This is a genomic window from Streptomyces sp. NBC_01283, from assembly GCF_041435335.1.
Taxonomy (GTDB): domain Bacteria; phylum Actinomycetota; class Actinomycetes; order Streptomycetales; family Streptomycetaceae; genus Streptomyces.
On record NZ_CP108430.1, the window covers coordinates 1,195,997 to 1,221,994 of the forward strand.

Genomic DNA, 25,998 nt, shown 5'->3' on the forward strand with positions numbered 1-25,998 from the left:
CCTGGACAAAGCTGGGCATATCTTGGTTATGAGACGGGCGACTCGAAAGAAGGGGGTCGTCATGGTCGAAGAGCTGCTCGCAGCCGGGGCCGCGGTCGCGGCTGCCGGGTTCGTGTACGTGGTGTCGGCGGCCCGCGTGGTCAAGCAGTACGAGCGGGGCGTGGTGTTCCGCCTGGGCCGGCTGCGGGAGAACGTCCGCCCGCCGGGCTTCACCATGATCGTCCCCGGTGTGGACCGGCTGAACAAGGTGAACATGCAGATCGTGACGATGCCGGTCCCGGCGCAGGACGGCATCACCCGGGACAACGTCACGGTGCGCGTCGACGCGGTCATCTACTTCAGGGTGGTCGACGCGGCGGACGCGGTGATCAAGGTCGAGGACTATCGCTTCGCGGTCTCGCAGATGGCACAGACGTCTCTGCGGTCGATCATCGGCAAGAGCGATCTGGATGATCTGCTCTCCAACCGCGAGAAGCTCAACGAGGGCCTGGAGCTGATGATCGACTCTCCCGCCATGGGGTGGGGCGTGCAGATCGACCGGGTCGAGATCAAGGACGTGTCGCTCCCGGAGACCATGAAGCGGTCGATGGCCCGGCAGGCCGAGGCGGACCGTGAGCGGCGGGCCCGCGTGATCAACGCGGACGCAGAGCTGCAGGCCTCCAAGAAGCTGGCGCAGGCGGCACACGAGATGTCGGAGGAGCCCGCGGCGCTCCAACTGCGGCTGCTGCAGACCGTGGTGGCCGTCGCCGCCGAGAAGAACTCGACCCTCGTGCTGCCTTTCCCCGTGGAACTCCTGCGCTTCCTGGAGAAGGCCCAGCAGACACAGGCGTTGCCGCCCGCACCACCGGCCACAGCGGCGGGGCCGAAACCGGAACGACCGGCGGCGGCATAGGCATGGTCCCAGCCGTTCGGGCCTGAACCAGCTTCGGAGGCTTCCTTGGCCGACAGCGGATCACCGGGCTTCGACCAGCGTGCAAACACATGGGGCCTGGGCGGCATCAGGGACTCCTTGCCGGTGTGATGGCCGGTTACCGCCAGGAGGTCTATCGGGTTGAGCCATGGGTCAGGTAGACGTATCGCGGCCGTAGACCCGCCACTCAGCACGAGGAGGCATGCCTCATGACCGGTGCCCGAACCACCACCGCGGCAGGCAAGACCCGGTTCGACGACATCTACAACCAGCCTGATCCCCGCACGTACTTCCGCACGCTGGCCCCCTTCGAGTACGAGATACCGCAGCAGGCTCAGGACGTCTTCCGGCGCACGCTCGGCCTGCGGTCCGCGGTGCGCGGCACCCACCTCCCCGTCACGGTCCTCGACCTCTGCTGCTCCTACGGGATCAACGCGGCGCTGCTCAACCACGACCTCACGCTCGCGGACCTGTACGCGCACTACACGAGCGACGAGACCGCCACCCTCACCCGGGGCGAGCTCATCGAGGCCGACAAGGAGTTCTACGCGTCGCGGCGGCGGGCGGACGCGGTCCCGGTCATCGGCCTGGATACGGCGGAGAACGCGACGCGCTACGCCTTGGAGGTGGGGTTGCTCGACAAGGCCTATGCCGAGAACCTCGAGCGTCACCCGCCCAGCGACGGGCTGCGCCGTGCCGTGGGGCGCGTCGGCCTGATCACGGTCACCGGCGGCATCGGCTACATCACCCACCGGACCTTCGACGCGCTTCTCGGCGCGACGGATCTTCCGGTGTGGGTGAGCGCGTTCGTCCTGCGGACGGTGCCTTTCCGGCAGATCCTGGCGACCCTGGACGCCCACGGCCTCACCACCGAGACCGACCCCCGACGGACCTATCCGCAGCGGCTGTTCACCGATCCCGGCGAGCAGAGCAGCGCAGTGGACCTGGTGCTCAAGGCCGGTGACGATCCCACGGGCCTGGAGGCGGAGGGCCGCTACTACACGCGCCTGTACCAGTCGCGACCCCGGCCCGCGTAACCCACGACATGCGGGATGCGGGGCGCGGCCGTCCGCACCCCGCACCTTCATGGCGCACGCCTTCTCGGCCCATGCCTTCCTGGCCCATGCCGCGAACGGTCAGCTGGTGAAGAACTCGGTGACCTGCTCCGCGAACTGCTGCGGGCTCCCCTCGTGCACCGAGTGCCCGACCGGGATCGTGATCAGCCGGGAGTCGGGAATCGCCGTCGCCATGTCGGGGATGCGATCCTGCGCCATGGTGCTGTCCGGGCCGCCCGCCACGATCAGGGTCGGCGCGACGATCTCGCCGAGCCGCTCGGCCCACTCGGGGTCGGGGTCGAAGATCTGGGCACGGACCGCGGGGGACACCGGCCAGTCGAAGTCGATGGCCCCTTCGGGGCGCGGGGTCTCGACCCAGTCGCGCGGATAGGGCGGCGGCGTCTCCTCCAGGACGAGACGCTCGACGCGGTCCGGGTGCTCCTGGGCCAGCAGGTACGCCACGACGCCGCCCATGGAGTGCCCCACGAGGCCGACGCGGTCAAGGCTGAGCTCGTCGAGGAAGCCGAGCACGTCGTCCCGCATCAGCTCGACCGAGTACTCGTCCGGCCAGTCGCTCTCCCCGTGCCCGCGCAGATCGAGGGCGTACACCCGCCACTCCTGGCCGAGCGCCTCCCCGACCTGCTCCCAGGTCTCCGATGAACCGCCGAGCCCGTGCAGCAGCACGACGGGTGCCCCGTACGAGTCGCCCCAGGTCCGATAGGCCAGGCGTACGTCGCCCACATCCACCACTGCGTGATCGCTCATGCCCCTGACGCTACAGCGCCTTGCGCAACCCATTGAGCAGTGGCCCGGACCCATGCTAGAAAGCGCTTGCTCTTCCAGCGGCCCCCTCCTGTCACCCGACTCCCCCACCTCACCATCGGAGACCCCATGCACTCTCCCTGGTCCCGTCGCGGCTTCCTCCTTGCCACCGGCGGCTCCGCGCTCGGCCTCACAGCCGCGGGACTACTACCCTCCGAGGGGGCAGCAGCGGAGGAGGAGGCGGACGCGTACGAAGCGCTGCGGGCCAAGTGGCGCACCCTGATACTCGGCGAGGGCTTCACCCCGACGGCCGAGCCCTTCAAGAGCCGCCTCGCCGAACTCGGCGCCACCGCACAGGAGTTGCGCGACACAATGGCGCCCACTACGGGGGCCTTGTGGCCGGACATCTCGTACGCGGATCCCGACCCGGACACCGACCAGGAGTCGTACGGCTATTCGGCGAACGTGGTAACCGGTTACAGCCGGCTCAACACGATGGCCCAGGCCTACCGTCAGGCGGGCACGGGCCTGACCGGCGACCCGGGCCTCAAGGCAGACATCCTCACCGGCCTCGACCACCTCTACACCGGGGTCTACAACGAGAACCAGGCACGCTTCGGCAATTGGTACAGCTGGCAGATAGGCGCCCCGCAGAACCTCCTCGACGTCTGCGTGCTGATGTACGACCAACTGTCGGCGACCCAGGTGGCCAACTACTGCAAGGCCGTGGACCACTTCGTGCCCGACTCGGCGGTGGGCAGCTACACCGGGACGAGCACCGGCGCGAACCGCGTCGACCTGTGCCGCGTACTCGCGCTGCGCGGGGTCGTCGGCGCCGATGCCGCGAAGATCGCGCTGGCCCGGGACGCCCTCTCCCCCGTCTTCCCTTACGTGACGGCCGGTGACGGCCTCTACACCGACGGCTCGTTCATCCAGCACACCACCGTGCCCTACACGGGGTCGTACGGATCGGTGATGCTGGGCGGTCTCGGCATGCTCTTCGCCCTGCTGCGCGGCTCCAGCTGGGAGGTCACGGACACCAAGAAGCAGATCATCTTCGACGCCGTCGAGAAGGCCTGGGCGCCGTTCATCTACAACGGCCTCGTCATGGACGGCGTCGCGGGCCGCGCCATCAGCCGTGGCCTCGCCGCGTCCGACGCCAAGAAGATCCAGGCGGACGACCACCGGCGCGGCCACCCCATCATGGCGGCCGTGGTGCTCCTCGGTCAGGGCGCGAGCACGGCCGAGAACGCGCGCTGGCGCGGCCTGGTCAAGGGCTGGATGCGGCGCGACTACTACAGCCCGCCGCTGAGCGACGCCACCCTCGGCCTGACAAGTCTGGCCCGCCTGAAAGGCGTCGAGGACGACGCGTCGGTGACCGCGATCGCCGAACCCACCGGCCACCGGCTCTTCCCCGGCATGGCCCGCGCCACGCACCGGCGCCCCGGCTGGGCGGCGTCGATCAGCATGGCCGATCCCCGCATCACGTACTACGAGACGGGCAACGGCGAGAATCTGCGCGGCTGGCACACCGGCTCCGGCATGCTCTATTGGTGGGGCGACAGCTACGCCAACGGGCAGTACAGCGACGCCTTCTGGCCCACCGTGGACCCGTACCGGCTGCCCGGCATCACGGCGTCACGCAAGGCGCTCGCCGACGCGGCGGGCGGCGACTGGGGGGCGTCCCTGCCGGACGTGAAGTGGGTGGGCGGCGCGAGCGACGGCCAACGCGCCGCCATCGGGCAGTACTTGAAGGGGCTGCAGAGCACGCTGCGGGCGAAGAAGTCGTGGTTCTGCCTGGACGACGCGATCGTCTGTCTGGGAGCGGGCATCGCCTGCGCGGACGGCGCGGCGGTCGAGACGACCGTCGAGAACCGCAACCTGGGCCCGACGGGCACCACTTCCTTCCAGGTGGACGGCGCCACCAAGCCGACCACCACCCCCTGGTCGGCGAACCTCACCGGCGCCAAGTGGGCGCACATCGGGGGCCACGGCGGCTATGTCTTCCCCGGCGGCGCGACGGTGAAGGCGCTGCGTGAGGAGCGCACGGGCAAGTGGAGCGACATCAACAAGGGCGGCGCGACGACCGCGATCAGCCGCAAGTACCTCACGATGTACGTCGACCACGGCACGGCCCCGGCGAACGGGACGTACGCCTACGTCCTGATGCCGGGCGCGAGTGCGGCGCAGACGGCAGCGCGGTCGGCGGACGCCGGATGGCTGCAGGTCCTCGCCAACTCCGACAGCCAGCAAGGTGTTTCCGTACCCGCCCTCGGCTTCACCGGGGTCAACTTCTGGTTCGGCGGCACGGTGGGGAAGCTGACCGCGAGCGCGCCCTGCTCCGTGCAGATCAGCGAGAAGGGCGACGGCACCGCGGTCGTCTGCGTCAGCGACCCGATGCGCGCGCAGACCTCGCTGACCCTCAGCTGGAACCGTGCCGTCTCCGCGGTGACGGCCAAGCCCGCCACGGTCACGGCCGCGGTCACGGGTGCGTCCCTCAAGCTGACCTTCGGGGATCTCAGCGGGACCAGGGGGGCCACACAGCGGATCACGGTCAGGCTGGGCTGAGGCGCGCGTACGGGCCCGGACTCGGGCCCGTACCCGGCCCCAGAATCGGGCCCGCAGCCCTTAGCACCGATGCTTTCCGGTCGACCCGCGATTCCGGTAGAAAATCAAAACAACTGTTTTCGCAGCTCAGACAGTTGTTTTTGCTTGCACTATCGCCTCCGGTCCATATGTTGGACACCCCTCACGCCTCCTCCGGCGCCTCCGACGCCCGCCCTGAGCTGCCCGAACAGCTGTCCCGTGACCGCTCAGCGGACACATGCATCCGGAAATCGACCATGCATTTGATCCTCACTCTCCGCACCGGCAAGACTCCTGTCCGCAACCAGGAACACACCCGCATCAAAGGAGAGTTGACGTGCGTTTCTTCCTCAAGACGGTGGGCGCCACCGCAGTCGTGGCAGCCTGCGTGATGTCCGGAACCGCCGGCACGGCGCAGGCCCAGCCCAAGGCCGCAGGCGCCGGCCTCTACGCGCCCTCGTCGCTGGTCCTCGCCGTCGGACAGGGCGAAGAGGCGGACACCGCGACCATGGAACGCGCCGTGACCCTGACCTGTGCGCCCAAGGCCTCGGGCACCCACCCCGCCGCGACCGCGGCCTGTGCTGAACTCCGGGCGGTCGGCGGGGAGTTCGCGCAGCTCGTCGGCAAGTCACCCGGCGCGATCTGCACGAGGGAATGGCGGCCCGTCGTGGTCACCGTCGACGGTGTGTGGGAGGGCAAGCGGGTCGCGTGGTCCACGACCTTCGGCAACAGCTGCGAGATGCGGGCGAGCCTCGCGGGAGGCGCGGCCCTCACGTTCTGAGCCCCCGACTGCCGTGCACTCGACGGCAATCGGGTGGACCTGACCTCGGTCCTGACGGTGGGATGAGGCCTCGACATCCACGACAGCGCCTCGGACGACGCCCTGAGCGACGTCCGAGGCGCTGTCCATGGCCGGGGGTTGCACACACATGACGACAGACGGACCGGACGAACGTGATCCGTCGATCGACACGGACTTTGCACGCCGGCTGATCACGGCGCAGTTCCCCCGGTGGGCGGATCCGTTCTTCGATGCTCCGGCGCGGATGACGGCGGCGCTGCGGCACCTCGACGCGGTCATCTCCGACGGCTGGGGCCCTTCTGACGGCTGGGGGTACGGCCCGGTGAAAGAACCGGTCGGATCTTTTCTCTCCTCATGTCGAATCTCGTGTCGATCCGGCCGGTCGGCGTTCGTACAGAGGGTGAGAGACGGAGAGTGGGAGACCGGCACCGGGCCGGTCACGGAGGCGATCCGCCGAGGAGAGGCAGCCATGAACCAGTATCTGATCAGCATCTACCAGCCGGACGGGCCCACGCCGGAGCCGGAGATCCTCGAACCGATCATGCGTGACGTCGAGGCGGTGAACGCCGAACTCAGGGAGGCGGGCGCCTGGGTGTTCGCCGGAGGTCTCTTCCCGCCGAGCACGTCGACCGTGCTGCGCCTCAAGGACAGCGAGGTGCTCACGACCGACGGGCCGTACGTCGAGGGCAAGGAGCATCTGGGCGGCTTCACCGTCATCCGGGCCGCCGATCTGGACGAGGCGCTCGCCTGGGGCGAGAAGGTGGCCCGTGCGATCACCCTGCCCGTCGAGGTCAGGCCGCTGCAGCACGGAGCCTGCCAGTGACATCGGGTTCCCCGGAGGCCACTCCGGGGGTGATCGAGCGGGTCTTCCGTGCGGAGTACGGGCGGGCCGTGGCCGTACTGGTCCGCGTCTTCGGCGACATCGACATCGCCGAGGAAGCGGTCCAGGAGGCCTTCACCACGGCGGTGCAGCGGTGGCCGTCCGCCGGCCTGCCGCCGAGCCCGGCGGGCTGGATCATCACCACCGCCCGCAACCGCGCGATCGACCGCCTCCGCAGGGAGGCGTCCCGCGAGGACCGGCACGCGCAGGCCGCCCTGCTGCACGTCCACGAGGCACCGGCCTGGGAGGGACCCGTGCGTGACGACCGACTGCGTCTGATCTTCACCTGCTGCCACCCGGCGCTCGCCCCCGCGGCGCGGGTGGCCCTCACGCTGCGTCTCCTGGGCGGTCTCACCACCACGGAGATCGCCCGCGCCTTCCTGGTGCCGGAGCCGACGATGGCCCAGCGGATCGTGCGGGCCAAGGGGAAGATCCGCGACGCGCACATCCCGTACCGGATCCCCAGCGACGCGGACCTGCCGGAACGGCTTCGGGCGGTCCTCGCGGTGGTCTACCTCGTCTTCAACGAGGGGCACACGGCGAGCGCGGGTGACGCGCTCGTCCGCGACGACCTCTGCGCGGAGGCGATCCGTCTGGGGTGGCTGCTGACCGAGCTGATGCCCGACGAGCCCGAGGCCCTGGGCCTGCTCGCGCTCATGCTGCTCTCCGAGTCGCGGCGGGCCGCAAGGACGACCGAGGACGGCGGGCTCGTGCTCCTCGCCGACCAGGACCGCGGCGCGTGGGACCCGGCCCTCATCGCGGAGGGGCAGGAGCTGGTCCACCGCTGCCTGCGCCGCGGCAGCCCGGGGCCGTACCAGATCCAGGCCGCGATCAACGCGGTCCACAGCGACGCGCCGACCGCGGCCGCCACGGACTGGGGCCAGATCCTCCGGCTGTACGACCAGCTCCTGGCCGTTGCTCCGAGCCCGGTGGCAGCGCTCAACCGCGCGGTGGCGGTCGCCGAAGTCAAGGGCCCCGCCGAGGCGTTGCCCCTCGTCGACGAACTGGCCCTCGACGGCTACTACGTCTTCCACGCCATCCGCGCCGACCTGCTCCGCCGCCTGAACCGCACCGAAGAAGCAACGCGGGCCTACGACGCCGCCCTGGCCCACACCGACAACGCGGCCGAGCGGGCCTTCCTGCTCAAGCGCCGGAACACCACCCCCTTCGCATGACTGACGCCGACGTCACCGCGTTGGGCTACGCTTCCTCGCGCTTGAGTGACTCGGCCAGGTGAAGGGTGTCGTTCGTCCATGCATGAGGTCCGCGCCCAGGAGATCGGTACCGATCGCCTCGTCCTCGTACCCCTTCAGGTTGAGCACTCCGAGGAGATGGCTCGCGTGCTTGCTGAACCGGGATTGCACACCTTTATCGGTGGCTCTCCCGATGATCCGCAGGCGCTGCGTGCCCGTTACCTGCGGATGACCGCCGGGTCCCCCGACCCTGCGGTCTCCTGGTGCAACTGGGTGCTGCGGATGCGCGACGAGGAGTGCCTCGTCGGGACCGTGCAGGCGACGGTCGTTCCGGACTCCGCCGAGCCCGGCGCCCTCGTCGCCGAGATTGCCTGGGTCGTCGGAACCCCCTGGCAAGGGCGGGGTATCGCCGTGGAGGCTGCCCGCGCTCTCGTCGCGTGGCTGGCGGGGCAGCCGGCCGTGCGCAGTGTCATCGCCCATGTCCATCCGGACCACCGGGCCTCGGCCGCCGTCGCCGCTGCCGCGGGGCTGGCCCCCACGGACGAGTGGCAGGACGGCGAGGTCAAGTGGCAGCGGACGCTGGAGCGTTGAGCTGGGCGACAGCGCTCAGCGGCGGCCGCGGAACGTGCGGCGCAGGTCGTCCACCCAGCCGTCGGGGATCTCCCACGGGATGAAGTGACCGCCGCTCTCGTGCGCGGTGAGGTTCACGTGGTGGTACCACTCGGCCCGGTCACCGGCGAGCCAGCTCTGGATCCGCTGCTCGGTGGTGGTGACACCGGGCGGGTTCTCGTGGGCGACGAACGTGAGGCCGGTGGGCGCCTCGATGACGGGCCGGCGGTCGTGGGACGGCGTCCAGGGATAGCGGTTGGCGTTGGCGTAATAGCGGATCGACGTACCGATGGTGTTGTTCACCCAGAAGATCATGGCGTGGGTGAGGAGATCGTCCTTGGAGAAGACGCTCTCAACGTCACCCTTGCTGTCGCTCCACTTGTCCCAGCGCTCCAGGATCCAGGCGAGCATGCCGACCGGTGAGTCACTGAGCCCGTAGGCGAGGGTGCTCGGCCCGAGGACGTGCACGGCCAGGTGGGCGGCGAAGCGCCGTTCCAGGGAGAGGAGTTGGCGGTGCGCGGGCTCGGGCAGGCCTTCGGGGATGGGCTGTCCGCCGCTGAGGTCCCAGCCCCGGTCGCCGTTGAACATGGTGAGCTTCTGGCCCGAGCCGATGTGGATGGCGTGCAGCGAGGCGGCGTACTTGTGGCCGAGCTGACCGGTGACGAGGGCGCCGATGTCACATCCCGCGGCGGCGTACTTCTCGTGGCCGAGCGTGTCGGTCATCAAGGTGTGCCAGAGGTCGGCGACCTTCCAGAAGTTCATGTCGGGGTGGTCCGGCAAGGGCGCAGAGAAACCGAAGCCCGGCAGGGAGGGGACGATGACGTCGAACGCGTCGGCCGGGTCGCCGCCGAACGCGGCGGGGTCGGCGAGCTGGTCGACGACCCTGGACCAGTGCCAGAAGGTCCAGGGCCAGCCGTGCGTGAGGATGAGCGGGGTGGGGGCGGGGCCGACGCCGGGCCTGCGCATGAAGTGCACCGGCACGCCGTCGACCGTGACCCTGTACTGCTCATAGGAGTTGATCGCCGCTTCGGCCTTGCGCCAGTCGTAGTCGTGCAGCCAGTACTCGGCCAGCTCCTTGAGGTAGCCGCGGCGGACGCCGTAGTACCCGTCGTCGTTGCCCACGTCGTCGGGCCACCTCGTCAGCCGCAGCCGCGCCCTGAGGTCGTCGAGCACCGCGTCGGGGACGTGGATCGGCTCGGGCGTCAACGGGAAGCGCACTGCGGCTGACATGGGGTTCCTTCCGAGGGGGGAGGATCAGTAGGGGCGGTCGCCCGCTATCGCGACGCGTTCGGCCACGCGACGGTGCGGGGCGTAGTCGTCGACGGCGTAGTGCTGGGTGGAGCGGTTGTCCCAGAAGGCGACGTCACCGGCCTGCCAGTGGAACCGCACCTGGTACTCCGGGACCTGCGCCTGCCGCACCAGATAGCTCAGCAGCCGGTCGCTCTCGGCCCGCTCCATGCCCACGATGTGCGTGGTGAAGGACGTGTTCACGAAGAGCATCCGCCGCCCGGTCTCCGGATGCCTGCGCACCACGGGGTGCGTGACCGGCGGGAACTGCTCCTGGAGCGGGATCAGCTTCTCGGGCCCGTAGAAGCGGACGAAGCCGGGGATGAAGTCGTGCACCGCGTGGGCGTCCTCGATGCGGGCCTTCACCTCGTCGGGGAGGTTGTCGTACGCCGCCGCCATGTCCGCCCACATCGTGTCGCCGCCCACCGGCGGGACCTCGCGCAACTGCAGGACGGCGCCGAGCGCGGGACGCTCGCGGAAGGTGACGTCGGCGTGCCAGACGTTCTCGTACGTGGGTGTTGCGCTGCCGCCCTTGTCGAACCGGACGACGTCCTCGGCCGAGCCGCGCGCGAGCAGCGGATTGGTCTCCAGCTCGCCCCAGTTCAGGGCGAAGGCGCGCTGCTGCTCGGACGTGATCCCGGCGCCCCGGAAGAAGAGCACCTTCCACTCCAGGAGGGCACGGTTGAGTTCCTCGCGCAGCGCGGGCGTGAGCGGCTCCGCGAGGTCGACACCACGGATCTCGGCGCCGATGAGCCGCCCCTGGGGAACGACGTCGATCAGTTCGTACGGGCGCTCTTCCCAGCCCTCGGGGACGCGGTTCAGGGTGCGACGGCCCTCGTACATGCCGTCGGCGGGGACGCGGGCGTCACGGAGCGTCACGGGAGCGCCCGCAGAGGCTGGAGAGACGGCAGGGGAAACCACGGTCATGGTGATCCTTCAGTTGTGAGTGAACGGGTGGCGGGACGGAGAGGGAACTCCGGCCGGCTGGAGGGTGACTCCGGCAGCTAGCGACCCGATCGCTCGCACCCACGACGCCACGGGACCCCGAAGGTCCTCACGGCGGCGGTCAGGTGCTGGATCATGCACACCATTGTGTATGGCCATGCCGTGCGGTGCAAACCCCCTTACTCGTAGATCCTCTTGCTGCCCGGTCCACCAGGACGCGGCCCGCGACGACCGTGGCCCATGCCCGTGCGGAGCCGCAGCGCAGCCACTCGACGGAAACGCTCAACGCCCCTGCCGACGCCACCTCGTGGAGGTCCCGGACGACGAGGTCCGCACAGGCGCCGGGGCGCAGGTATCCCAACCCAGCCGCCGGGCAGTTCGCGCTCACCGTCCACCACGAGCAGTGAGGCGTCCTTCACAAGGAGATCAGGAAGAGCGGCTCCTTCGTCCGGGTTGTGCGTGACATGCGGCGGACGCGGATCGTGGGGCACAGTGAACCTCCGGCAGAGGGCAGCTACTTGACCGACCGGCCACGCGGCCCTCTCGCGCGCCGCGCCACCGGGGGCACCCGCCCGCCACCGGGGCGGCCACATGACGCATGATCGTGGCATCGGGCCGTCCGCACCAGCGGTCGCGTCCCACCAGCGGCACCATCACTCGTACGTGAGTCACGTTCCATCAGAGAGGACCTCCCCATGGAAGACCGCTTCGACGTCGTCGTGCTCGGAGCAGGACCCGGCGGCTATGTGGCCGCCATCCGCGCCGCCCAGCTGGGCAAGCGGGTAGCGGTCGTCGAGGAGAAGTACTGGGGAGGTGTCTGCCTCAACGTCGGCTGTATCCCGACCAAGGCCCTGCTGCGCAACGCCGAGCTGGCGCATCTGTTCACGCACGAGCAGAAGACGTACGGCATCAAGGTCGACGGGAACATCTCCTTCGACTACGGAGAGGCGTTCAACCGCAGCCGTACGGTCGCGGACGGCCGCGTCAAGGGCGTCCACTTCCTGATGAAGAAGAACAAGATCACCGAGTTCGACGGCCGGGGCACGTTCCTCGACGCGAACACGCTCCAGGTCGCCAAGTCGGACGGCTCCACGGACACGATCACGTTCGAGAACTGCATCATCGCCACCGGCGCGACGCCGAAGCTGCTGCCGGGCACGGCGCGGTCCGAGCGTGTGGTGACGTACGAGGAGCAGATCCTCGCCGACAGCGTGCCGGAGTCGATCGTGATCGCGGGCGCCGGTGCCATCGGCATCGAGTTCGCCTACGTCCTGCACAACTACGGCGTGAAGGTCACGATCGTCGAGTTCCTCGACCGCATCGCGCCCCTTGAGGACGCGGACGTCTCGACGGAGCTGGCCAAGCAGTACCGCAAGCTCGGCATCGACGTGAAGACCTCGACCCGCGTCGAGTCCATCGACGAGTCCGGCCCCAAGGTCAAGGTGACCGTGACGGGCAAGGACGGCAAGCAGGAGATCCTGGAGGCCGACAAGGTCCTCCAGGCCATCGGCTTCGCGCCGAACGTCACCGGCTTCGGCCTGGAGGCGACGGGCGTGGCGCTGACCGAGCGCGGCGCCATCGACATCGACGGCCGCGGGCGGACGAACGTCCCGCACATCTACGCCATCGGTGACGTCACCGCGAAGCTGATGCTGGCGCACACCGCCGAGTCCATGGGCGTCGTGGCCGCCGAGACGCTCTCCGGCGCCGAGACGATGGAACTCGACTACCCGATGATCCCGCGGGCCACCTACTCCCAGCCGCAGATCGCCAGCTTCGGCTGGACCGAGGCGCAGGCCAAGGAGAAGGGCTTCGACGTCAAGGTCGCCAAGTTCCCGTTCATGGCGAACGGCAAGGCGCACGGCCTCGGCGACACCGTCGGCTTCGTCAAGATCATCAGTGACGCGCGGTACGGCGAGATCATCGGCGCCCACCTGATCGGCCCGGACGTCACCGAGCTGCTGCCCGAGCTGACCCTGGCCCAGCAGTGGGACCTGACCGTGCACGAGGTCGCGCGCAACGTGCACGCGCACCCGACGCTCGGCGAGGCGGTCAAGGAAGCGGTGCACGGCCTGGCCGGGCACATGATCAACTTCTGACGGCAGCCTGCCTCCCCCGGCACGCCCCGCCCTTGCGCCGAACGGCCCAAGTGGCGGGGCCGCCCGCTCCGGAAGATCCTTGGTCAGAACGCTCTGTTCCGCCTCGGGGGCGAGGGAGAGGCAGCAGCCGATGTTCTCTGGCCTGGGCCGGTTCGTGGTCCGTCGCCCGTGGTGGATCATCCTGGCGTGGGTCGTGGCCGCCGGTGCCGTGATCTCCTTGGCGCCGAGCCTCACCTCAAGCAGCGACGAGGCAAGCTTCCTCCCGGACCATTACGAGTCCATCCGCGCGGCGGACGTGCAGGAATCGGAATTCCCCACACAGCAGAACGTCGGCGCGATCATCGTCTTCCAGCGCTCCGACGGCGGGAAGCTGACGGCGGCCGACTCCGCGGACGTCACCCGTATCTCCAAGGATCTGCAGGCCAAGAAGATCCCCGAGGTGCAGGCGGTCGTGCCCGGCGCGGTCTCGCCGAACAAGCTCGTGCGGACGTCGGTCGTCGCGATGCCGAAGATCACCGACCCCGAGGACACCGCACAGCAGGACGCGGTCAAGGATCTGCGCTCCGGCCTCAAGCCCGAGCTGAAGGGCACGGACCTGTCCGCCGGGATCACCGGATCCGCCGCCCAGGCGCTGGACGAGAGCGACGCATCGGCGCGGGCCGGGCTCCTTGTCGGCGTCGGCACCATCGTGATCATCGTCGTGCTGCTCCTGGTGATCTTCCGGAGCCCGATCATCGCGCTGCTGCCCGTGGTCCTGATCGGCCTGATCTCGCCGATGGCGACCGGCCTGATCGCCTCCGCCAACAAGGCCTTCGACATGAAGGCCGACTCCTCCATCCAGGAACTCCTGACCGTCGTGCTGTTCGGCGTCGGCACGGACTACATCCTGTTCCTGCTCTTCCGCTACCGAGAGGCCCTGCGGGCGGGCGAGGACCCCAAAGGCGGCATGGTGCATGCCGTCGAGCGGGTCGGTGAGGCGATCACCTCGGCGGCCGGCGCCGTCATCGTCGCCTTCGCCGCGCTGACGCTCTCCTCGCTCGGCATGCTGCGCTCCATGGGCCCCGCCCTTGCCATCGCGGTCTTCGTGACGCTGCTCGCCGGGCTCACGCTGGTCCCCGCGGTCGTCTCGCTGCTCGGCACGAAGGTGTTCTGGCCCTCGAAGTCGTGGCAGCGGGAGCCGCAGGGCACCGGGTTCGCCCGGCTCGGCGCGTCCATCGCCCGCAAGCCCGCGATCTGGGCCCTGGTGTCGGCACTGTTCATGGGCGCGCTCACGCTGGGCGCCCTCGGCTACAAGGCCAACTTCGACCTGGCGGGCTCCTCACTGCCCAAGGACAAGGAGTCGATGGTCGCCCTGGACAACCTCCAGAAGGGCTTCCCCGCGGGCACCACAGACCCGACCTCCGTCTACCTCACCTCGACGGACGACGCACCGGTCCCCGCGGCACGCGCAGCCGCCTTCCGCGGCAAGCTGGACGGCGTCGAGGGCGTCGGCGAGGTCTCCGCGCCCCGCCTGAGCCCGGACCGTACGACGGCTTCGTACTCCGTGGTCCTCTCGGACCCGCCCGCATCCGACAAGGCCCTTGCCACGGTCAAGGACCGGCTGCGCCCGCTCGCCCACGAGGACGCGCCGTCCGGGACCGAGGCGCTGGTGGGCGGCACCACAGCGGTGTACGTCGACATCAACAAGGCCGTGGACCGCGACTATTCGGTGGTCTTCCCGGTGGCCGCGCTCGCCATCATGGTCATCCTCGGCCTGCTCCTGCGGAGCCTGGTGGCGCCCTGGTACCTGATGCTGTCGGTCGCGCTCGGCTTCGGCGCGACGCTCGGCGCGACCTCGCTGCTGTTCCAGCAGATCGGCAGCCAGCCCGGGCTGATGTTCATGCTGCCCGTGATCATGTACTTGTTCGTGGTCGCCCTCGGCACGGACTACAACATCCTGATGGTGTCGCGGCTGCGCGAGGAGGCCCGCGAGGGCCGCACCCCGCACGACGCCGCGGGCACAGCGGTCCGGCACTCCGGCCCGACGATCGGCTCGGCGGGCGTGATCCTCGCGGGCACGTTCGCGACACTGATGCTCGCGGGCAACTCGACGCTCTCCCAGATGGGCTTCTCCCTCTCCTTCGGCATCCTCGTCGCCGCCTTCGTCATGGCGATGATCTTCACGCCCGCGCTGACGGCCGTGATCGGGCACGCGGCCTGGTGGCCGGGGCACGGCGACCGGCAGCGCGACGGAGGCGGCGGGGACGAACGGCCGGACGGGGGCGCGGAGTTGGACGCGGACGGGGTGCGCCGGTAGCGCGTACGGCCCGCTACTCCGCCTCTCCGTAGGCCGCCGAGAGTGCCTGGGCGTCCGCGTACGAGGGCAGGTCCTTCGGCACGGCGCCGCCCGCGGCGATCGAGCGCGCCGCCTCGACAGCTCCGTGCAGCGCGGCACGGAAGAGCAGCGATCCACTGCTCACCCGACGCACGCCGAGCTCCGCCAGGCGCGGGTAGGTCAGCGCACCGGGCGCGTAGAGGATGTTCAGCGGGATGCCGAGCGCCCCTTCGACCAGTCCCGCGATGACCTTCTCGTCCTGGAGTCCGGGCACGAACAGGCCGTCGGCGCCCGCCAGTTGGTAGTCCGCCGCCCGGCGCTCGGTCTCGCCCGCTCCCCCGGCGCGCAGCCAGTACGTGTCCGTGCGCGCGTTGACGAACAGGTCGGGGGCCCTCTCCTTGACGGCGCGGATCAGCTCGCACTGCAGAGCCGTGTCGGTCAGCGTCCCGTCCGGGCGGCCGTCCTCGATGTTGACGCCCACGACGCCCGCCCCGGCGAGTTCCGCCGCGAGCGCCGCCACCTCGCCCGGCCGGTCGCTGAAGCCGCCCTCGATGTCCACGGTGACCAGCGCGGGCAGCCGGGCCAGGCCGTGGGCGAGGCGCAGGGTCTCCTCCCGGGTGTCGCCCGTGGCGTCCGCCTTGCCGGCAGCCGCGGCCACACCCAGGCTGGTGGTGCCGATCGCCGGGAAGCCGCCGTGGACGAGCGCGGCGGCGGAGGCGTGGTCCCAGGCGTTGGGCAGCAGGAGGGGCTCGCCGGTGCGGTGCAGGGCGCGGAACTGCTCGGCTCGCTGTGCGTACGTCATGGTCGGACCGTAGCCGCGCATCGGTTCGGGGACCACCGAATCGTCCCCGGCGGGAGCGGTCCGTGCGGCGGCCGGGCGGCGCGCTTCGGCAGGGCGGGGAAATTGTTCCGGCGTAGTGTCGAGAACGGGTCGTCCGCTCCGACGTCCCCTGTGAGAGTTGCCCACCAGGGGTGACCACCGCACAGCCGAGGAGCAACATCATGAAGTACCTGGTGATGGTTCAGGGCACGCAGGCGGACTACGCGGCGCAGAGCGGCAAGGCCAACGCGACCAGCCCGGCGTGGAGCGAGAAGGACCTGCAGTCGATGTTCGCCTTCATGGGCGCGCTCAACGACGATCTGGCCGAGTCCGGCGAGATCGTCGACGCACAGGGTCTGGCCGAGCCCGCCCGGACCCGCCTGGTCGACGTGGACAAGGACGGCCGCCCCGTGATCACGGACGGTCCCTACGGCGAGACGAAGGAAGTGCTCGCCGGGTACTGGGTCCTCGACTGCGCGAGCCTGGACCGCGTCACGGAGATCGCCAACCGGATCCAGCAGTGCCCGGTTCCCGAGGGCGCTCCCCTGTATCCCGTCGTGATCCGCCCCATCATGGGCGGCCCCGACGCAGCGTGCTGACACCTCAAACCGAGGTCGAGGACCTGCTGCGCCTGCACGCGCCGCAGGTCCTCGGCGCACTCCTGCGCCGGTACGGGCACTTCGGCGAGGCCGAGGACGCCGCGCAGGAGGCTCTGCTCGCCGCGGCGCGGCAGTGGCCCGAGCAGGGCGCTCCCGAGAATCCGCGCGGGTGGCTGATCCGGGTCGCCTCCCGGCGGCTCATGGATCAGCTGCGCAGTGACGAGGCGCGGCGCAGGCGGGAGGAGGAGGCCGCCCAGCTCTCGCCGCGGGACACCTTCACGGCGCCCGCGCCCGGCGAGAGCCGCGCACCGTCCGACGACGACACGCTGACCCTGCTCTTCCTGTGCTGCCACCCAGTGCTGAGCCCGGCCGCGCAGGTCGCGCTGACGCTGCGCGCGGTCGGCGGTCTGACCACGGCCGAGGTCGCCCGCGCCCACCTCGTGCCCGAGGCGACCATGGCACAGCGGATCAGCAGGGCCAAGGCGAAGGTCAAGGGCATGCCCTTCCGGCAGCCGGGCCCCGCGGACCGTGACCAGCGGCTCGCGGTGGTGCTCCAGGTGCTCTACCTGATCTTCAACGAGGGGTACACGGCGACCTCCGGCAATGCCCTGCACCGCGCGGACCTGGCGCGTGAGGCGATCCGGCTCACCCGGTCCGTGCGCACGCTGCTGCCCGGGGAGGGCGCGGTGACCGGGCTGCTCGCACTCATGCTGCTCACCGAGGCGCGCAGCGCGGCACGCACCGGACCGCACGGGGAGCTCGTCCCGCTCGACGAACAGGACCGCTCGCGCTGGGACCGGCGTGCGATCGAGGAGGGCTGCGACCTCGTCGAGGAGGCACTGTCCCAAGGCCCCGCGGGGGCCTATCAGTTGCAGGCGGCGATCGCGGCGCTGCACGACGAGGCCGAGCGTGCCGACGACACCGACTGGCCGCAGATCCTCGCCCTCTACGACATCCTCGTACGCCGTACTCCCGAACCCATGGCCCTGCTCAGCCGGGCCGTGGCCGTCGCCATGGTGCACGGGCCCCGCGCCGGTCTCGCCGAAGTCGCCGAGCTGGAGGAGCGGTTGACGGGCCATCACCGGCTGGATGCCGTGCGCGCCCATCTCCTGGAGCGGGCGGGCGCGACGGACGCGGCCCGCGCCGCCTACCAGTTGGCGGCCAGGCGTACGCTGAGCATCCCCGAGACGCGCTACCTGCAGATGCGCGCGGCCCGCCTGCTGTCGAGATGAGCATGAGTACGGAGAACGAGATGATCCGCGTCCCGGCGGGGCGGGTGACGCTGTCGGACCGGCGGACGCAACGCAGTTGGCCGGTCGAGGTCGCGGCCCACGACCTCGCGCGGTTCCCCGTCACGCAGGAGCAGTACGCGCAGGTCACCGGCGAGCGGCCGAGCACCGCGCGCGGCGACCGGCTGCCCGTCGAGGGCGTTTCCTGGCTGGACGCGGTCCACTACTGCAACGCCTTGTCCCTGCGGGAGGGGCTGACCCCCGCCTACCGCCTGCCCTCTGGCGATGACGACGCCGGGTGGGACGCGTCCGCCGACGGCTACCGGCTGCCGACCGAGGCGGAGTGGGAGCACGCGTGCCGGGCCGGTACGGCTGGTGCGCGGTACGGGCCGCTCGACGAGATCGCCTGGCACGGTGGCAACGGCTCCGGACGGATCCACGACGTGGGCGGCAAGCAGCCCAACGCGTGGGGCCTGTACGACATGCTGGGCAACGTCTGGGAATGGTGCTGGGACCTCTACGACCCGGAGGTCTACGGCACCTATCGGGTGCTCCGCGGCGGTGGCTGGTTCGACGAGCACTGGAGCTGCCGGGCGTCGGTGCGGCGCCGCAGCCATCCGACGTTCCGGATCGACGACGTAGGCTTCCGCGTCGCACGGAACCCCACCCGTTGATCCGGAGTCGTCAGGCTGCCAGGGTCACCGCCTCCGCCGCCGGGGTGCGCAGCGTCCGGCGCGCGGTGCCGACGCCGGCCGAGGGCGTCCTGGACGTAACGCAGCTCACAGGAACAGGCCCCCGACCTGGGAACACCGGCTATTGGTTCACCGTTGAACAGTACGTAGGTCCCGATCGCGATTCCCCCGTCCGGTCGGGGCCTACCTCTATTTTCGACCGCCCATGTCCATTTCGGTCCGTTTCACGCCTTCGAGCGCGAATATGCCAACCGCACCGCGCGGCGCACCTCCGGAGCGGCATCATGCGTTCATGGACGGCGCCAAGCCTGTGCAGGTCTTGTTCACACCCGACGAGTACGAAGCGGTCCTGCGGAACGCGGACCAACTCGGCCTCCCGGTCGATGAGTTCATACGCCGGGCCGTGACCGTCGACGCGACGGAACTCCCCTGCCCCACCGCCGGGTCCCGGCCCGGCTCCGGCGCCCCGGCGGCCGTGCCGCCCATCCGCCGCAGCCTGGGACCCGGTGGCGCCCCGGCGCTCCAGCGCTTCCTCGACACCCTCGCGACCACGGTGGAGCCCGCCCCCGAGGAGCGGGTTCCACCCCAGCCGACGGTCCGCAGCTGCTCCGAGCAGTGAACCCGGGGCGGTGAGGCTCAGACCAGGGAAATCTCCGGCTTGTAGAGGTCGAGCCAGAGCGCCAGGTCGAGCGTGCGTTCGAGGCCACGCCGGGACACCTGAGTGATCTGCGGCACGTCGCGTCCTGCCGCCCGCAGCACCCGGTCCCGGTCGACGAGGTCGAAGACCGGGTGGGCGGGCTCGGCGAGGAGATCCTTGACGTGCTCCTGGAGGGCGAGGGCGTACTTGGGGTCCTGCGTGGAGGGATAGGGGCTCTTCACCCGGTCGTACACGGAGCGCGGCAGGACGTCCGCCGTCGCCTCCCGCAGCAGACTCTTCTCCCTGCCGTCGAAGGACTTCAGGGACCAGGGGGCGTTGTAGACGTACTCGACCAGGCGGTGGTCGCAGAACGGCACCCGCACCTCGAGCCCGACGGCCATGCTCGCGCGGTCCTTGCGGTCGAGCAGGATGCGCACGAACCGGGTCAGGTGCAGATGGCAGATCTTGCGCATCCGGAACTCGAAGTCGCTCTCGCCGTCGAGGCGCCGGATCCCGGCGACGGCGGTGTCGTAGCTGCCCTGGATGTACGAGGGCAGGTCGAGGGCGGCGGTCAGGTCCGGCCGCAGGACGTCGGCGTCGTCGCCGAAGTGCTCGGCGAACCGCACCAACCAGGGGAAGGTGTCGGCGTTGCGGGCGTCCTCGTCGAAGAACTGCAGGTAGCCGCCGAAGACTTCGTCCGCCGACTCCCCCGAGAGCGCGACCGTCGAGTGCTCGCGGATGGACCGGAAGAGGAGGTAGAGGGAGGCGTCCATGTCGCCGAAGCCCATGGGCAGGTCGCGGGCGCGGATCATCCTGGCCCGGACCTCGGGGTCGGCGAGGGCGTGCGAGTCCAGGACGATGTCGCGGTGATCGGTGCCGGCCGCCTTGGCCACGTCGTGCACGTACGGCGTGTCGGGGGTGGAGCGCAGCGCGTCGGCGACGAAGTTCTCGCTCTGGCCGACGAAGTCGACGGCGAAGCTGCGTACGGTCTCGCCCGCTTCGCCGAGTTGACGTGCCGCGATCGCGGTCATCGCCGAGGAGTCGAGGCCGCCGGAGAGCAGGGTGCAGCGCGGCACGTCCGAGACCAGCTGCCGGCGCACGATGTCGTCCAGGAGCTCGCGCACCTTGGCGACGGACTCCACGCGGTCGTCGGGGTGCGGACGGGTCTCCAACTGCCAGTAGACGTGGCGGCGCAGACCGGCGCGGTCGACGGTCACGACGGTGCCGGGCTCGACCTCGTTCATGCCGTCCCACACGGCGTGGCCGGGGGTCTTGACCATGGCGAAGAGCTCTCGCAGCCCGTCGGCGGTCACGCGGGCGCGCGCCAGCGGGTTGGCGAGGATCGCCTTGGGCTCGGAGCCGAACAGGACGCCGTCCGGGGTCTCGTAGTAGTAGAAGGGCTTGATGCCCATCCGGTCGCGGATCATGACGAGCTTGTCGTGCCTGCCGTCCCACACCGCGAACGCGTACATGCCGTTGAGCCGCTCGGCGAGCGCCTCGCCCCACTCCAGATAGCCGCGCAGGACGACCTCGGTGTCGGATTCGGTGGTGAACTCATGGCCGCGCCCGGCCAGTTCGCGGCGGAGTTCGGTGAAGTTGTAGGTCTCCCCCGAGTAGACGAGGGCGACGGTGCCGTGCGGTGTCCGCACGGTCATGGGCTGGCGCCCACCGGGCAGGTCGATGATCGCGAGCCTGCGGTGACCGAGCCCGGCGGGGCCTTCGATCCAGGTTCCGCGGTCGTCGGGGCCGCGGCAGGACATCGTCTCGGTCATCGCGTCCAGCGTCCCGGATGCGGACCGCAGATCGCGGTCGAAGGAGACCCAGCCAGTAATGCCACACATGCGCTACCTCCTGCATCACGCTGCCTGTGCGCCGCACCCGAGAAACTGAATGCAGATCACACTAGGTGTAGACAGCAGCTATATCGCCAGCGTGGGCCCGTCACCTGCATACGGTCAATGCGCCGGTAACACGGAACGGCGCATTCCGGCCAACGGCAAAGACTTCCCCAAAGGGGCTCTCACCTGCGCTTTTCTTCAGCGGCGGAGGCGGCTCGGAGAGCGTCACGCAGCAGCGTCGCCGCCTCGTCACGAGCGTGCCCGATCGCGTCCGGGAAGACGTTCAAGCCGTGCGCGACCAGCGCACCCTCGTGGAGCAACATGAGGGTGCGGCCGAGCTTCGCCGCACGCCGGGGCGCGACGTCGCGGGCGAGGTCGGTGAACAGGGCGAGCATCCAGGCCTTCTGGCCGGCGATGACCTGATACGCGGGGTGCGCGGGGTCACTGATCTCGGCGTGCGCCTTGACCATGCTGCAGCCCTTGGTGCTGAACGCGCCCGCCCAGTCGCGCGCGGCATCGAAAACGGCCAGGATCCTGGCCCGCGGAGTGGTCGCGCCCTCGACGTACGGCGCGAGGAAGACCTGCCAGCGCTCGTCTCGGGCCGCCAGATACTCGACGACGATCTGCTCCTTGGAGCCGAACCGGTCGTACAGCGTCTTCTTCGTGACCCCGGCCTCGGCCGCGATGAGATCCACCCCGACGGCGTGGATGCCGCGGTCGTAGAACAGCGCGCTCGCGGCATCGAGCACGCGCCGCGCGCCCGACGTCATGGCGATCCTGCGCGGCGCGCTCCCGGCACCCGCGGTGGCCTTCGCGATCCCACTCACCCTGTCACCCATACCTCCATAGTAAACCGATCTGTATACTCGGCAGCCAGTAAACAGATCGGTTTACTTCACCGTCCACTCCTGACGGCCTCCAAGAACCGCAACCGCCATCGGAGGAACGCCATGAACGTCCTGCTCTCGATCGCGTTCGTACTGACCTGGAGCTCGGGTTTCATCGGAGCCAAGCTGGGCGCCGGGAGCGCGTCCGCCGTCACGGTCCTGATGTGGCGGTTCCTGCCGCTGGCCCTGGTGCTCGTGGTCGTCGCCCTCACCGTGGCACGGGCTTCCTGGCGCGGACTCACGGCCCGCGACGCGCTACGGCAGGCGGTGGTCGGGGCGCTGTCGCAGAGCGGCTATCTGCTCACCGTGTACTACGCGATCCAGCTCGGCGTCTCCAGCGGCACCACCGCCCTGATCGACGGCACCCAGCCGCTGGTCGCGGGCGCCCTGGCCGGCCCCCTGCTCGGCCAGTACGTCTCGCGCACGCAGTGGGTGGGCCTCGGCCTCGGCGTGACCGGGGTCGTCATCGTGACCGCGGCGGACGCCATGGGCGGCACCGATGCGCCCTGGTGGGCCTACCTGGTGCCGTTCCTCGGGATGTTCTCGCTGGTCGCGGCGACCTTCCTGGACCGCCGCTCCCCCCACCCGGTCGCCCCGGCGGTCTCCATGACGGTCCACTGCGTGACCAGCGCCGTCATCTTCACGGCGCTCGCCGTGGGCGCGGGCGCCGCGACACCGCCGGCCGAGTCGTCGTTCTGGGCGGCGATCAGCTGGCTGGTGACCCTCTCCACCTTCGGCGGGTACGGGCTCTACTGGCTGATCCTGCGGCGCTCCGGTGTCACGCAGGTCAACACGCTCATGTTCCTGATGGCGCCGGTGACCGCCCTGTGGGGCGCCCTGATGTTCGGCGAACCCTTCGGCGTACAGACGGCGCTGGGCCTCGCGGTCGGGCTCGCGGCGGTCGCGGTCGTGCACCGGGGCAAGGACTCGACGGCCACGGTGGTGCGCTCCGGGCGGGAGGCGGAGGCGGCCACCGCCGCGCCGCGTCAGTCCGCCAGCCGGAAGTCCGCGTAGTCGAAGCCGGGCGCGACGACACAGCTCACCAGGACCGGTTCGTCGCCGGTGGGGCGCGCCGCCTGCCACACACCGCCGGGGACCAGGATCTGCGGGCGCTCGCCGTGCTCGACTCCCGGGCCCAGGCGCATGGGTGCCGCGCCCTCCTTCGGGAGCTCGCCGTCACCTCCCAGGCGCAGGTCAAGGGCTCCGCCGCGGTGCCACAGCCAGATCTCGTCGGAGCGCACCACGTGCCAGCGGGACTCCTCTCCCGGGCAGAGCAGGAAGTAGATGGCGGTGGCCGCCGTCCGCGCGCCGGGGTAGCCGGTGGGCGTGAAGGAGTGGCCCGACGCCCAGGTCTCGACGAACCAGCCGCCTTCCGGATGCGGCTCCATGCCCAACTCGCTCGCCAGGGCGGGGCGTTCACTCGCGTCGTTCATGCGTGCTCTCCGTTCCGGAGGTCGGTGGGGACACGGAGGCCGAGGAGCTCTCCGGCTGTCGGCGCGACCGCACGGCCGACGATACGCAGCCGGGGCGGCGCATGCGGCGGACACACCGCACTCGCTCGCCGGCCGCCCTCACGGCGGGGTGAGGAAGGCCTGCACCGTGGGCGCGTACCGCTCGGTGATCTCGGCGACGGGTGTGCCGCGCAGGTGGGGCCCGCGGGCTATTCCGTACATCACGCCCAGGCCGAGCAGCGTGCCCACCGCGAGCTCGGCGCGCAGACCCGCGTCCGGCCCTTCGAGGCGTTCACCTAGGCGGCGCACCACCTGCGTACGGAAGTTGCCGCGCAGGGTGTCGCCCTGTTCGCGGTGGAGGGGGGCGAAGACGATCCGCAGGATGGGGTCGGCGCCGTGCTCGGCCTGGCCGGTCAGCAGGTGGTGGACCATGTGGTGGCCCAGTACGGGCAGCGGTGCGTCGAGCAGGGCCTCGGCGTCGGCCTCGAAGGACATGATGCGGGCGAAGAGCGCGTCCTTGTTGCCGAAGTACTTCAGGATCAACGGCGCGCTCACACCGGCCCGTTCGGCCACCGCCTTGAGCGTGATGTCGGCGTGGGCGTGCCGGGCCATGAGGTGGCGGGCGGCGCGGACGATGGCGGCCTTGGTCGCTTCGGCGTCACGGCGGGCGGGGGCAGGGGCGGGAGCGGGAGCGCCGGATGCCGTTGCCGCGCCGGGGGCGGGTGCGGCCGGGTGGTCAGAGGTCTCCATGGCGTCAACTGCTTCCTTCCAGGGCCGTCTCCTGCGTGGGTCCTGGCCGTCCGGCGGGCCGCCGAGGGCCGTCCGGTGCCGCGTCCGAGGGTATGGCGATGGCCGCGGCGCAGGCGACGAGTGCGATGGCTCCGGCCATGGCGAAGGCCAGTTGGTAGCCCGGCAGGGTCGGCACGTGCACCCCCTCGATCATGGTGGTGTGCCGGACGAGCACGGCGGCGACCGCGGCGCTGCACACGCTCTGCCCGATGGTGCGCATCAGGACGTTCACGCCGTTCGCGGACGCGGTCTGCGCGAGGGGAACCGCCCGCAGGATCAGGGTGGGCAGGGCCGAGTAGGCGAACGTCGTTCCCGTCGACACGACGGCCGCCCCCAGGATGATCACCCACAGGTGGCGGCTGTCGATGATGCGCACGACGTAGCCGAGGGCGATGAGACCGGACCCGATCGCCAGCGTCACACGGGCGCCGTACGCGGTGGAGACGCGGGCCGACACGGGCGAGAGCACCAGCATGATCAGGCCGTTGGGCAGCAGGCAGAGCCCCGTCGCCACGATCGACAGGCCGAGTCCGTAGCCGCTCGCCACAGGTGCCTGCACCAGCTGGGCGGTCACCAGCGAGTTGGCGTAGAAGGCGAATCCGGCCAGGAGCGCCGCCACATGGGGCAGCGCCACCCGGCGCCCGGACGCCAGGCGCAGATCCACCAAGGGCTGTTTCGCGCGGAGTTGCTGCCTGCACCACACCGCCAGGACGACGCAGGCGCCGGCGAACAGGCTCACCACGGGCACGCTGCCCCACCCCCACTGGCCGCCCTGCGAGACGGCGAGCAGGAGGCAGACCAGACCGACGGCGAGCCCCAGCGCACCCCAGGTGTCGAAGCGCCCCGGCGAGCGGACCGGTGACTCGCGTACGGTCCACCAGGCGAGGGCGAGACCGATCGCGCCCAGCGCGCTCGTGGCCCGGAACATGGCGTGCCAGTCCGCGTACTGCACGATCAGCGCGGCGAGCGGCAGGCCCAGCGCCGCCCCGATCCCGACCGTCGAGCTCATCAGCGCCACCGCGGAACCGGTGCGTTCCGGCGGAAGTTCGTCCCGCAGGATGCTGATCGACAGCGGGACGACGGCGGCCGCCGCTCCCTGCAGCGCGCGGGCCGCGATCAGCACCCGGATGTCGGAGGTGAACGCGCACACGGTCGAGCCCACGGTCATCAGGCCGAGCGCGGCGAGCAGCACCCGTCTCTTCCCGTACATGTCGCCCGCCCGGCCGAACACGGGCGTGAGGACGGCGCCGGCCAGGAGGGTGGCGGTGACCAGCCAGGACACCGCGCCGGGTGAACTGCCGGTCAGGCGCGGCAGATCGGGCAGCAGCGGCACGACCACCGTCTGCGTGACCGCCATGAGAATGCCGCCGAAGGCCAGCACCGGAACCGTCGGACGGGCGCACATGCCAGCGCTATGTGCGGAAGATATCGGGGCGAACTTCATGATCCCTCCGGCACGGGCCCGGGTGTCCAGAAGTAAAGGGAGGCAAAGCCAAGTGAATTGGAATTCACCATAGTGGGTGAATCGGATTTCACCACCGTTGAGTTCGGAATCGAGATCAAGCCACTCGCCGCTTGGGCGCGAGAGCGAAGTGCGCTCGACTGCCTTGCCAC

23 protein-coding genes are annotated in these 25,998 nt (G+C 70.4%); 14 read left to right on the top strand and 9 right to left on the bottom strand.

What is annotated here, in order from left to right:
* Positions 1-61 precede the first annotated feature (61 nt).
* Both OG302_RS05595 and OG302_RS05600 read left to right on the top strand, forming a co-directional pair.
* Positions 62-892, top strand: a complete 831-nt coding sequence (locus OG302_RS05595; protein WP_371525703.1) for a slipin family protein — start codon at positions 62-64, stop codon at positions 890-892.
* Positions 893-1,119: 227 nt separating this feature from the next.
* Positions 1,120-1,947, top strand: a complete 828-nt coding sequence (locus OG302_RS05600; protein WP_371525704.1) for a hypothetical protein — start codon at positions 1,120-1,122, stop codon at positions 1,945-1,947.
* A 99-nt stretch (positions 1,948-2,046) separates the two neighbouring features.
* Here OG302_RS05600 and OG302_RS05605 read toward each other — a convergent pair whose 3' ends face one another.
* Complete coding sequence (locus OG302_RS05605) at positions 2,047-2,730, bottom strand: alpha/beta fold hydrolase (RefSeq protein ID WP_371525705.1); 684 nt, start codon at positions 2,728-2,730, stop codon at positions 2,047-2,049.
* Positions 2,731-2,856: 126 nt separating this feature from the next.
* On the opposite strand from OG302_RS05605, the gene OG302_RS05610 reads away from it, so the two are divergent.
* The 5 genes from OG302_RS05610 to OG302_RS05630 all read left to right on the top strand — a co-directional run bounded on the left by OG302_RS05610 (position 2,857) and on the right by OG302_RS05630 (position 8,779).
* Positions 2,857-5,295: a polysaccharide lyase 8 family protein gene (locus tag OG302_RS05610; protein WP_371525706.1), complete on the top strand. Its 2,439-nt coding sequence runs from the start codon at positions 2,857-2,859 to the stop codon at positions 5,293-5,295.
* 355 nt (positions 5,296-5,650) lie between these two features.
* A complete protein-coding gene (locus OG302_RS05615) occupies positions 5,651-6,094 on the top strand; it encodes a subtilase-type protease inhibitor (RefSeq protein ID WP_371525707.1) in 444 nt (147 codons plus the stop codon).
* Positions 6,095-6,584: 490 nt separating this feature from the next.
* Positions 6,585-6,938: a YciI family protein gene (locus tag OG302_RS05620; RefSeq protein WP_371525708.1), complete on the top strand. Its 354-nt coding sequence runs from the start codon at positions 6,585-6,587 to the stop codon at positions 6,936-6,938.
* Positions 6,935-8,170: an RNA polymerase sigma factor gene (locus tag OG302_RS05625; RefSeq protein WP_371525709.1), complete on the top strand. Its 1,236-nt coding sequence runs from the start codon at positions 6,935-6,937 to the stop codon at positions 8,168-8,170. The genes OG302_RS05620 and OG302_RS05625 overlap by 4 nt, the downstream gene beginning before the upstream one ends.
* Before the next feature lie 78 nt (positions 8,171-8,248).
* Positions 8,249-8,779 carry a GNAT family N-acetyltransferase gene (locus OG302_RS05630; RefSeq protein ID WP_371525710.1) on the top strand — a complete coding sequence of 177 codons (531 nt, stop codon included), beginning with the start codon at positions 8,249-8,251 and terminating at the stop codon, positions 8,777-8,779.
* A 15-nt stretch (positions 8,780-8,794) separates the two neighbouring features.
* Here OG302_RS05630 and OG302_RS05635 read toward each other — a convergent pair whose 3' ends face one another.
* Together OG302_RS05635 and OG302_RS05640 are read right to left on the bottom strand one after the other, a co-directional pair.
* Positions 8,795-10,027 carry an epoxide hydrolase family protein gene (locus OG302_RS05635; RefSeq protein WP_371525711.1) on the bottom strand — a complete coding sequence of 411 codons (1,233 nt, stop codon included), beginning with the start codon at positions 10,025-10,027 and terminating at the stop codon, positions 8,795-8,797.
* Between the two features lie 24 nt (positions 10,028-10,051).
* Positions 10,052-10,927 (bottom strand): TauD/TfdA dioxygenase family protein, encoded by an 876-nt coding sequence (locus tag OG302_RS05640; RefSeq protein WP_371750021.1) that lies wholly within the window; start codon positions 10,925-10,927, stop codon positions 10,052-10,054.
* Positions 10,928-11,724: 797 nt separating this feature from the next.
* On the opposite strand from OG302_RS05640, the gene lpdA reads away from it, so the two are divergent.
* Together lpdA and OG302_RS05650 are read left to right on the top strand one after the other, a co-directional pair.
* Positions 11,725-13,128 (top strand): dihydrolipoyl dehydrogenase, encoded by a 1,404-nt coding sequence (gene lpdA / locus OG302_RS05645; protein ID WP_371525712.1) that lies wholly within the window; start codon positions 11,725-11,727, stop codon positions 13,126-13,128.
* A 130-nt stretch (positions 13,129-13,258) separates the two neighbouring features.
* The gene (locus OG302_RS05650) at positions 13,259-15,424 is read left to right on the top strand and encodes an MMPL family transporter (RefSeq protein ID WP_371525713.1); all 2,166 of its coding nucleotides are present in this window, start codon (positions 13,259-13,261) and stop codon (positions 15,422-15,424) included.
* A 13-nt stretch (positions 15,425-15,437) separates the two neighbouring features.
* Here OG302_RS05650 and OG302_RS05655 read toward each other — a convergent pair whose 3' ends face one another.
* On the bottom strand, positions 15,438-16,244 hold the full coding sequence (locus OG302_RS05655) for an isocitrate lyase/phosphoenolpyruvate mutase family protein (protein ID WP_371525714.1): 807 nt from the start codon (positions 16,242-16,244) through the stop codon (positions 15,438-15,440).
* Positions 16,245-16,444: 200 nt separating this feature from the next.
* Here OG302_RS05655 and OG302_RS05660 point away from each other — a divergent pair, with 200 nt between their 5' ends.
* From OG302_RS05660 to OG302_RS05675, 4 genes are all read left to right on the top strand, one after another.
* Positions 16,445-16,861, top strand: a complete 417-nt coding sequence (locus OG302_RS05660; protein ID WP_371525715.1) for a YciI family protein — start codon at positions 16,445-16,447, stop codon at positions 16,859-16,861.
* A complete protein-coding gene (locus OG302_RS05665) occupies positions 16,855-18,093 on the top strand; it encodes an RNA polymerase sigma factor (protein WP_371525716.1) in 1,239 nt (412 codons plus the stop codon). Before OG302_RS05660 ends, OG302_RS05665 begins: the two co-directional genes overlap by 7 nt.
* Positions 18,090-18,764 carry a formylglycine-generating enzyme family protein gene (locus OG302_RS05670; RefSeq protein WP_371525717.1) on the top strand — a complete coding sequence of 225 codons (675 nt, stop codon included), beginning with the start codon at positions 18,090-18,092 and terminating at the stop codon, positions 18,762-18,764. The genes OG302_RS05665 and OG302_RS05670 overlap by 4 nt, the downstream gene beginning before the upstream one ends.
* A gap of 310 nt (positions 18,765-19,074) precedes the next feature.
* Positions 19,075-19,401: a hypothetical protein gene (locus OG302_RS05675; RefSeq protein ID WP_371525718.1), complete on the top strand. Its 327-nt coding sequence runs from the start codon at positions 19,075-19,077 to the stop codon at positions 19,399-19,401.
* A gap of 17 nt (positions 19,402-19,418) precedes the next feature.
* Here the strand turns inward: OG302_RS05675 and asnB are convergent, their stop codons facing one another.
* Together asnB and OG302_RS05685 are read right to left on the bottom strand one after the other, a co-directional pair.
* On the bottom strand, positions 19,419-21,260 hold the full coding sequence (asnB, locus tag OG302_RS05680) for an asparagine synthase (glutamine-hydrolyzing) (RefSeq protein WP_371525719.1): 1,842 nt from the start codon (positions 21,258-21,260) through the stop codon (positions 19,419-19,421).
* A 179-nt stretch (positions 21,261-21,439) separates the two neighbouring features.
* Positions 21,440-22,027, bottom strand: coding sequence for a TetR/AcrR family transcriptional regulator (locus tag OG302_RS05685; protein ID WP_371750022.1), 588 nt, complete (start codon positions 22,025-22,027; stop codon positions 21,440-21,442).
* A 180-nt stretch (positions 22,028-22,207) separates the two neighbouring features.
* Here OG302_RS05685 and OG302_RS05690 point away from each other — a divergent pair, with 180 nt between their 5' ends.
* Entirely contained in the window at positions 22,208-23,158 is a 951-nt protein-coding gene (locus OG302_RS05690) for a DMT family transporter (protein ID WP_371525720.1), read from the top strand.
* Here OG302_RS05690 and OG302_RS05695 read toward each other — a convergent pair.
* The 3 genes from OG302_RS05695 to OG302_RS05705 all read right to left on the bottom strand — a co-directional run bounded on the left by OG302_RS05695 (position 23,131) and on the right by OG302_RS05705 (position 25,789).
* Positions 23,131-23,577: a cupin domain-containing protein gene (locus tag OG302_RS05695; protein ID WP_361831286.1), complete on the bottom strand. Its 447-nt coding sequence runs from the start codon at positions 23,575-23,577 to the stop codon at positions 23,131-23,133. The genes OG302_RS05690 and OG302_RS05695 overlap by 28 nt on opposite strands.
* A gap of 138 nt (positions 23,578-23,715) precedes the next feature.
* On the bottom strand, positions 23,716-24,345 hold the full coding sequence (locus OG302_RS05700; protein WP_371525721.1) for a TetR family transcriptional regulator: 630 nt from the start codon (positions 24,343-24,345) through the stop codon (positions 23,716-23,718).
* Positions 24,346-24,349: 4 nt separating this feature from the next.
* Positions 24,350-25,789 carry an MFS transporter gene (locus OG302_RS05705; RefSeq protein WP_371525722.1) on the bottom strand — a complete coding sequence of 480 codons (1,440 nt, stop codon included), beginning with the start codon at positions 25,787-25,789 and terminating at the stop codon, positions 24,350-24,352.
* Positions 25,790-25,998: the final 209 nt, after the last annotated feature.

Excerpts from the sequence above, each read along its gene's own strand:
- OG302_RS05595 (WP_371525703.1), top strand. The coding sequence starts at position 62 with ATGGTCGAAGAGCTGCTCGCAGCCGGGGCCGCGGTCGCGGCTGCCGGG.
- OG302_RS05600 (WP_371525704.1), top strand. The coding sequence starts at position 1,120 with ATGACCGGTGCCCGAACCACCACCGCGGCAGGCAAGACCCGGTTCGAC.
- OG302_RS05605 (WP_371525705.1), bottom strand. The coding sequence starts at position 2,730 with ATGAGCGATCACGCAGTGGTGGATGTGGGCGACGTACGCCTGGCCTAT.
- OG302_RS05610 (WP_371525706.1), top strand. The coding sequence starts at position 2,857 with ATGCACTCTCCCTGGTCCCGTCGCGGCTTCCTCCTTGCCACCGGCGGC.
- OG302_RS05620 (WP_371525708.1), top strand. The coding sequence starts at position 6,585 with ATGAACCAGTATCTGATCAGCATCTACCAGCCGGACGGGCCCACGCCG.
- OG302_RS05630 (WP_371525710.1), top strand. The coding sequence starts at position 8,249 with ATGCATGAGGTCCGCGCCCAGGAGATCGGTACCGATCGCCTCGTCCTC.
- OG302_RS05635 (WP_371525711.1), bottom strand. The coding sequence starts at position 10,027 with ATGTCAGCCGCAGTGCGCTTCCCGTTGACGCCCGAGCCGATCCACGTC.
- OG302_RS05640 (WP_371750021.1), bottom strand. The coding sequence starts at position 10,927 with ATGTACGAGGGCCGTCGCACCCTGAACCGCGTCCCCGAGGGCTGGGAA.
- lpdA (WP_371525712.1), top strand. The coding sequence starts at position 11,725 with ATGGAAGACCGCTTCGACGTCGTCGTGCTCGGAGCAGGACCCGGCGGC.
- OG302_RS05650 (WP_371525713.1), top strand. The coding sequence starts at position 13,259 with ATGTTCTCTGGCCTGGGCCGGTTCGTGGTCCGTCGCCCGTGGTGGATC.
- OG302_RS05655 (WP_371525714.1), bottom strand. The coding sequence starts at position 16,244 with ATGACGTACGCACAGCGAGCCGAGCAGTTCCGCGCCCTGCACCGCACC.
- OG302_RS05660 (WP_371525715.1), top strand. The coding sequence starts at position 16,445 with ATGAAGTACCTGGTGATGGTTCAGGGCACGCAGGCGGACTACGCGGCG.
- OG302_RS05670 (WP_371525717.1), top strand. The coding sequence starts at position 18,090 with ATGAGCATGAGTACGGAGAACGAGATGATCCGCGTCCCGGCGGGGCGG.
- OG302_RS05675 (WP_371525718.1), top strand. The coding sequence starts at position 19,075 with ATGGACGGCGCCAAGCCTGTGCAGGTCTTGTTCACACCCGACGAGTAC.
- asnB (WP_371525719.1), bottom strand. The coding sequence starts at position 21,260 with ATGTGTGGCATTACTGGCTGGGTCTCCTTCGACCGCGATCTGCGGTCC.
- OG302_RS05685 (WP_371750022.1), bottom strand. The coding sequence starts at position 22,027 with ATGACGTCGGGCGCGCGGCGCGTGCTCGATGCCGCGAGCGCGCTGTTC.
- OG302_RS05690 (WP_371525720.1), top strand. The coding sequence starts at position 22,208 with ATGAACGTCCTGCTCTCGATCGCGTTCGTACTGACCTGGAGCTCGGGT.
- OG302_RS05695 (WP_361831286.1), bottom strand. The coding sequence starts at position 23,577 with ATGAACGACGCGAGTGAACGCCCCGCCCTGGCGAGCGAGTTGGGCATG.
- OG302_RS05700 (WP_371525721.1), bottom strand. The coding sequence starts at position 24,345 with ATGGAGACCTCTGACCACCCGGCCGCACCCGCCCCCGGCGCGGCAACG.
- OG302_RS05705 (WP_371525722.1), bottom strand. The coding sequence starts at position 25,789 with ATGTGCGCCCGTCCGACGGTTCCGGTGCTGGCCTTCGGCGGCATTCTC.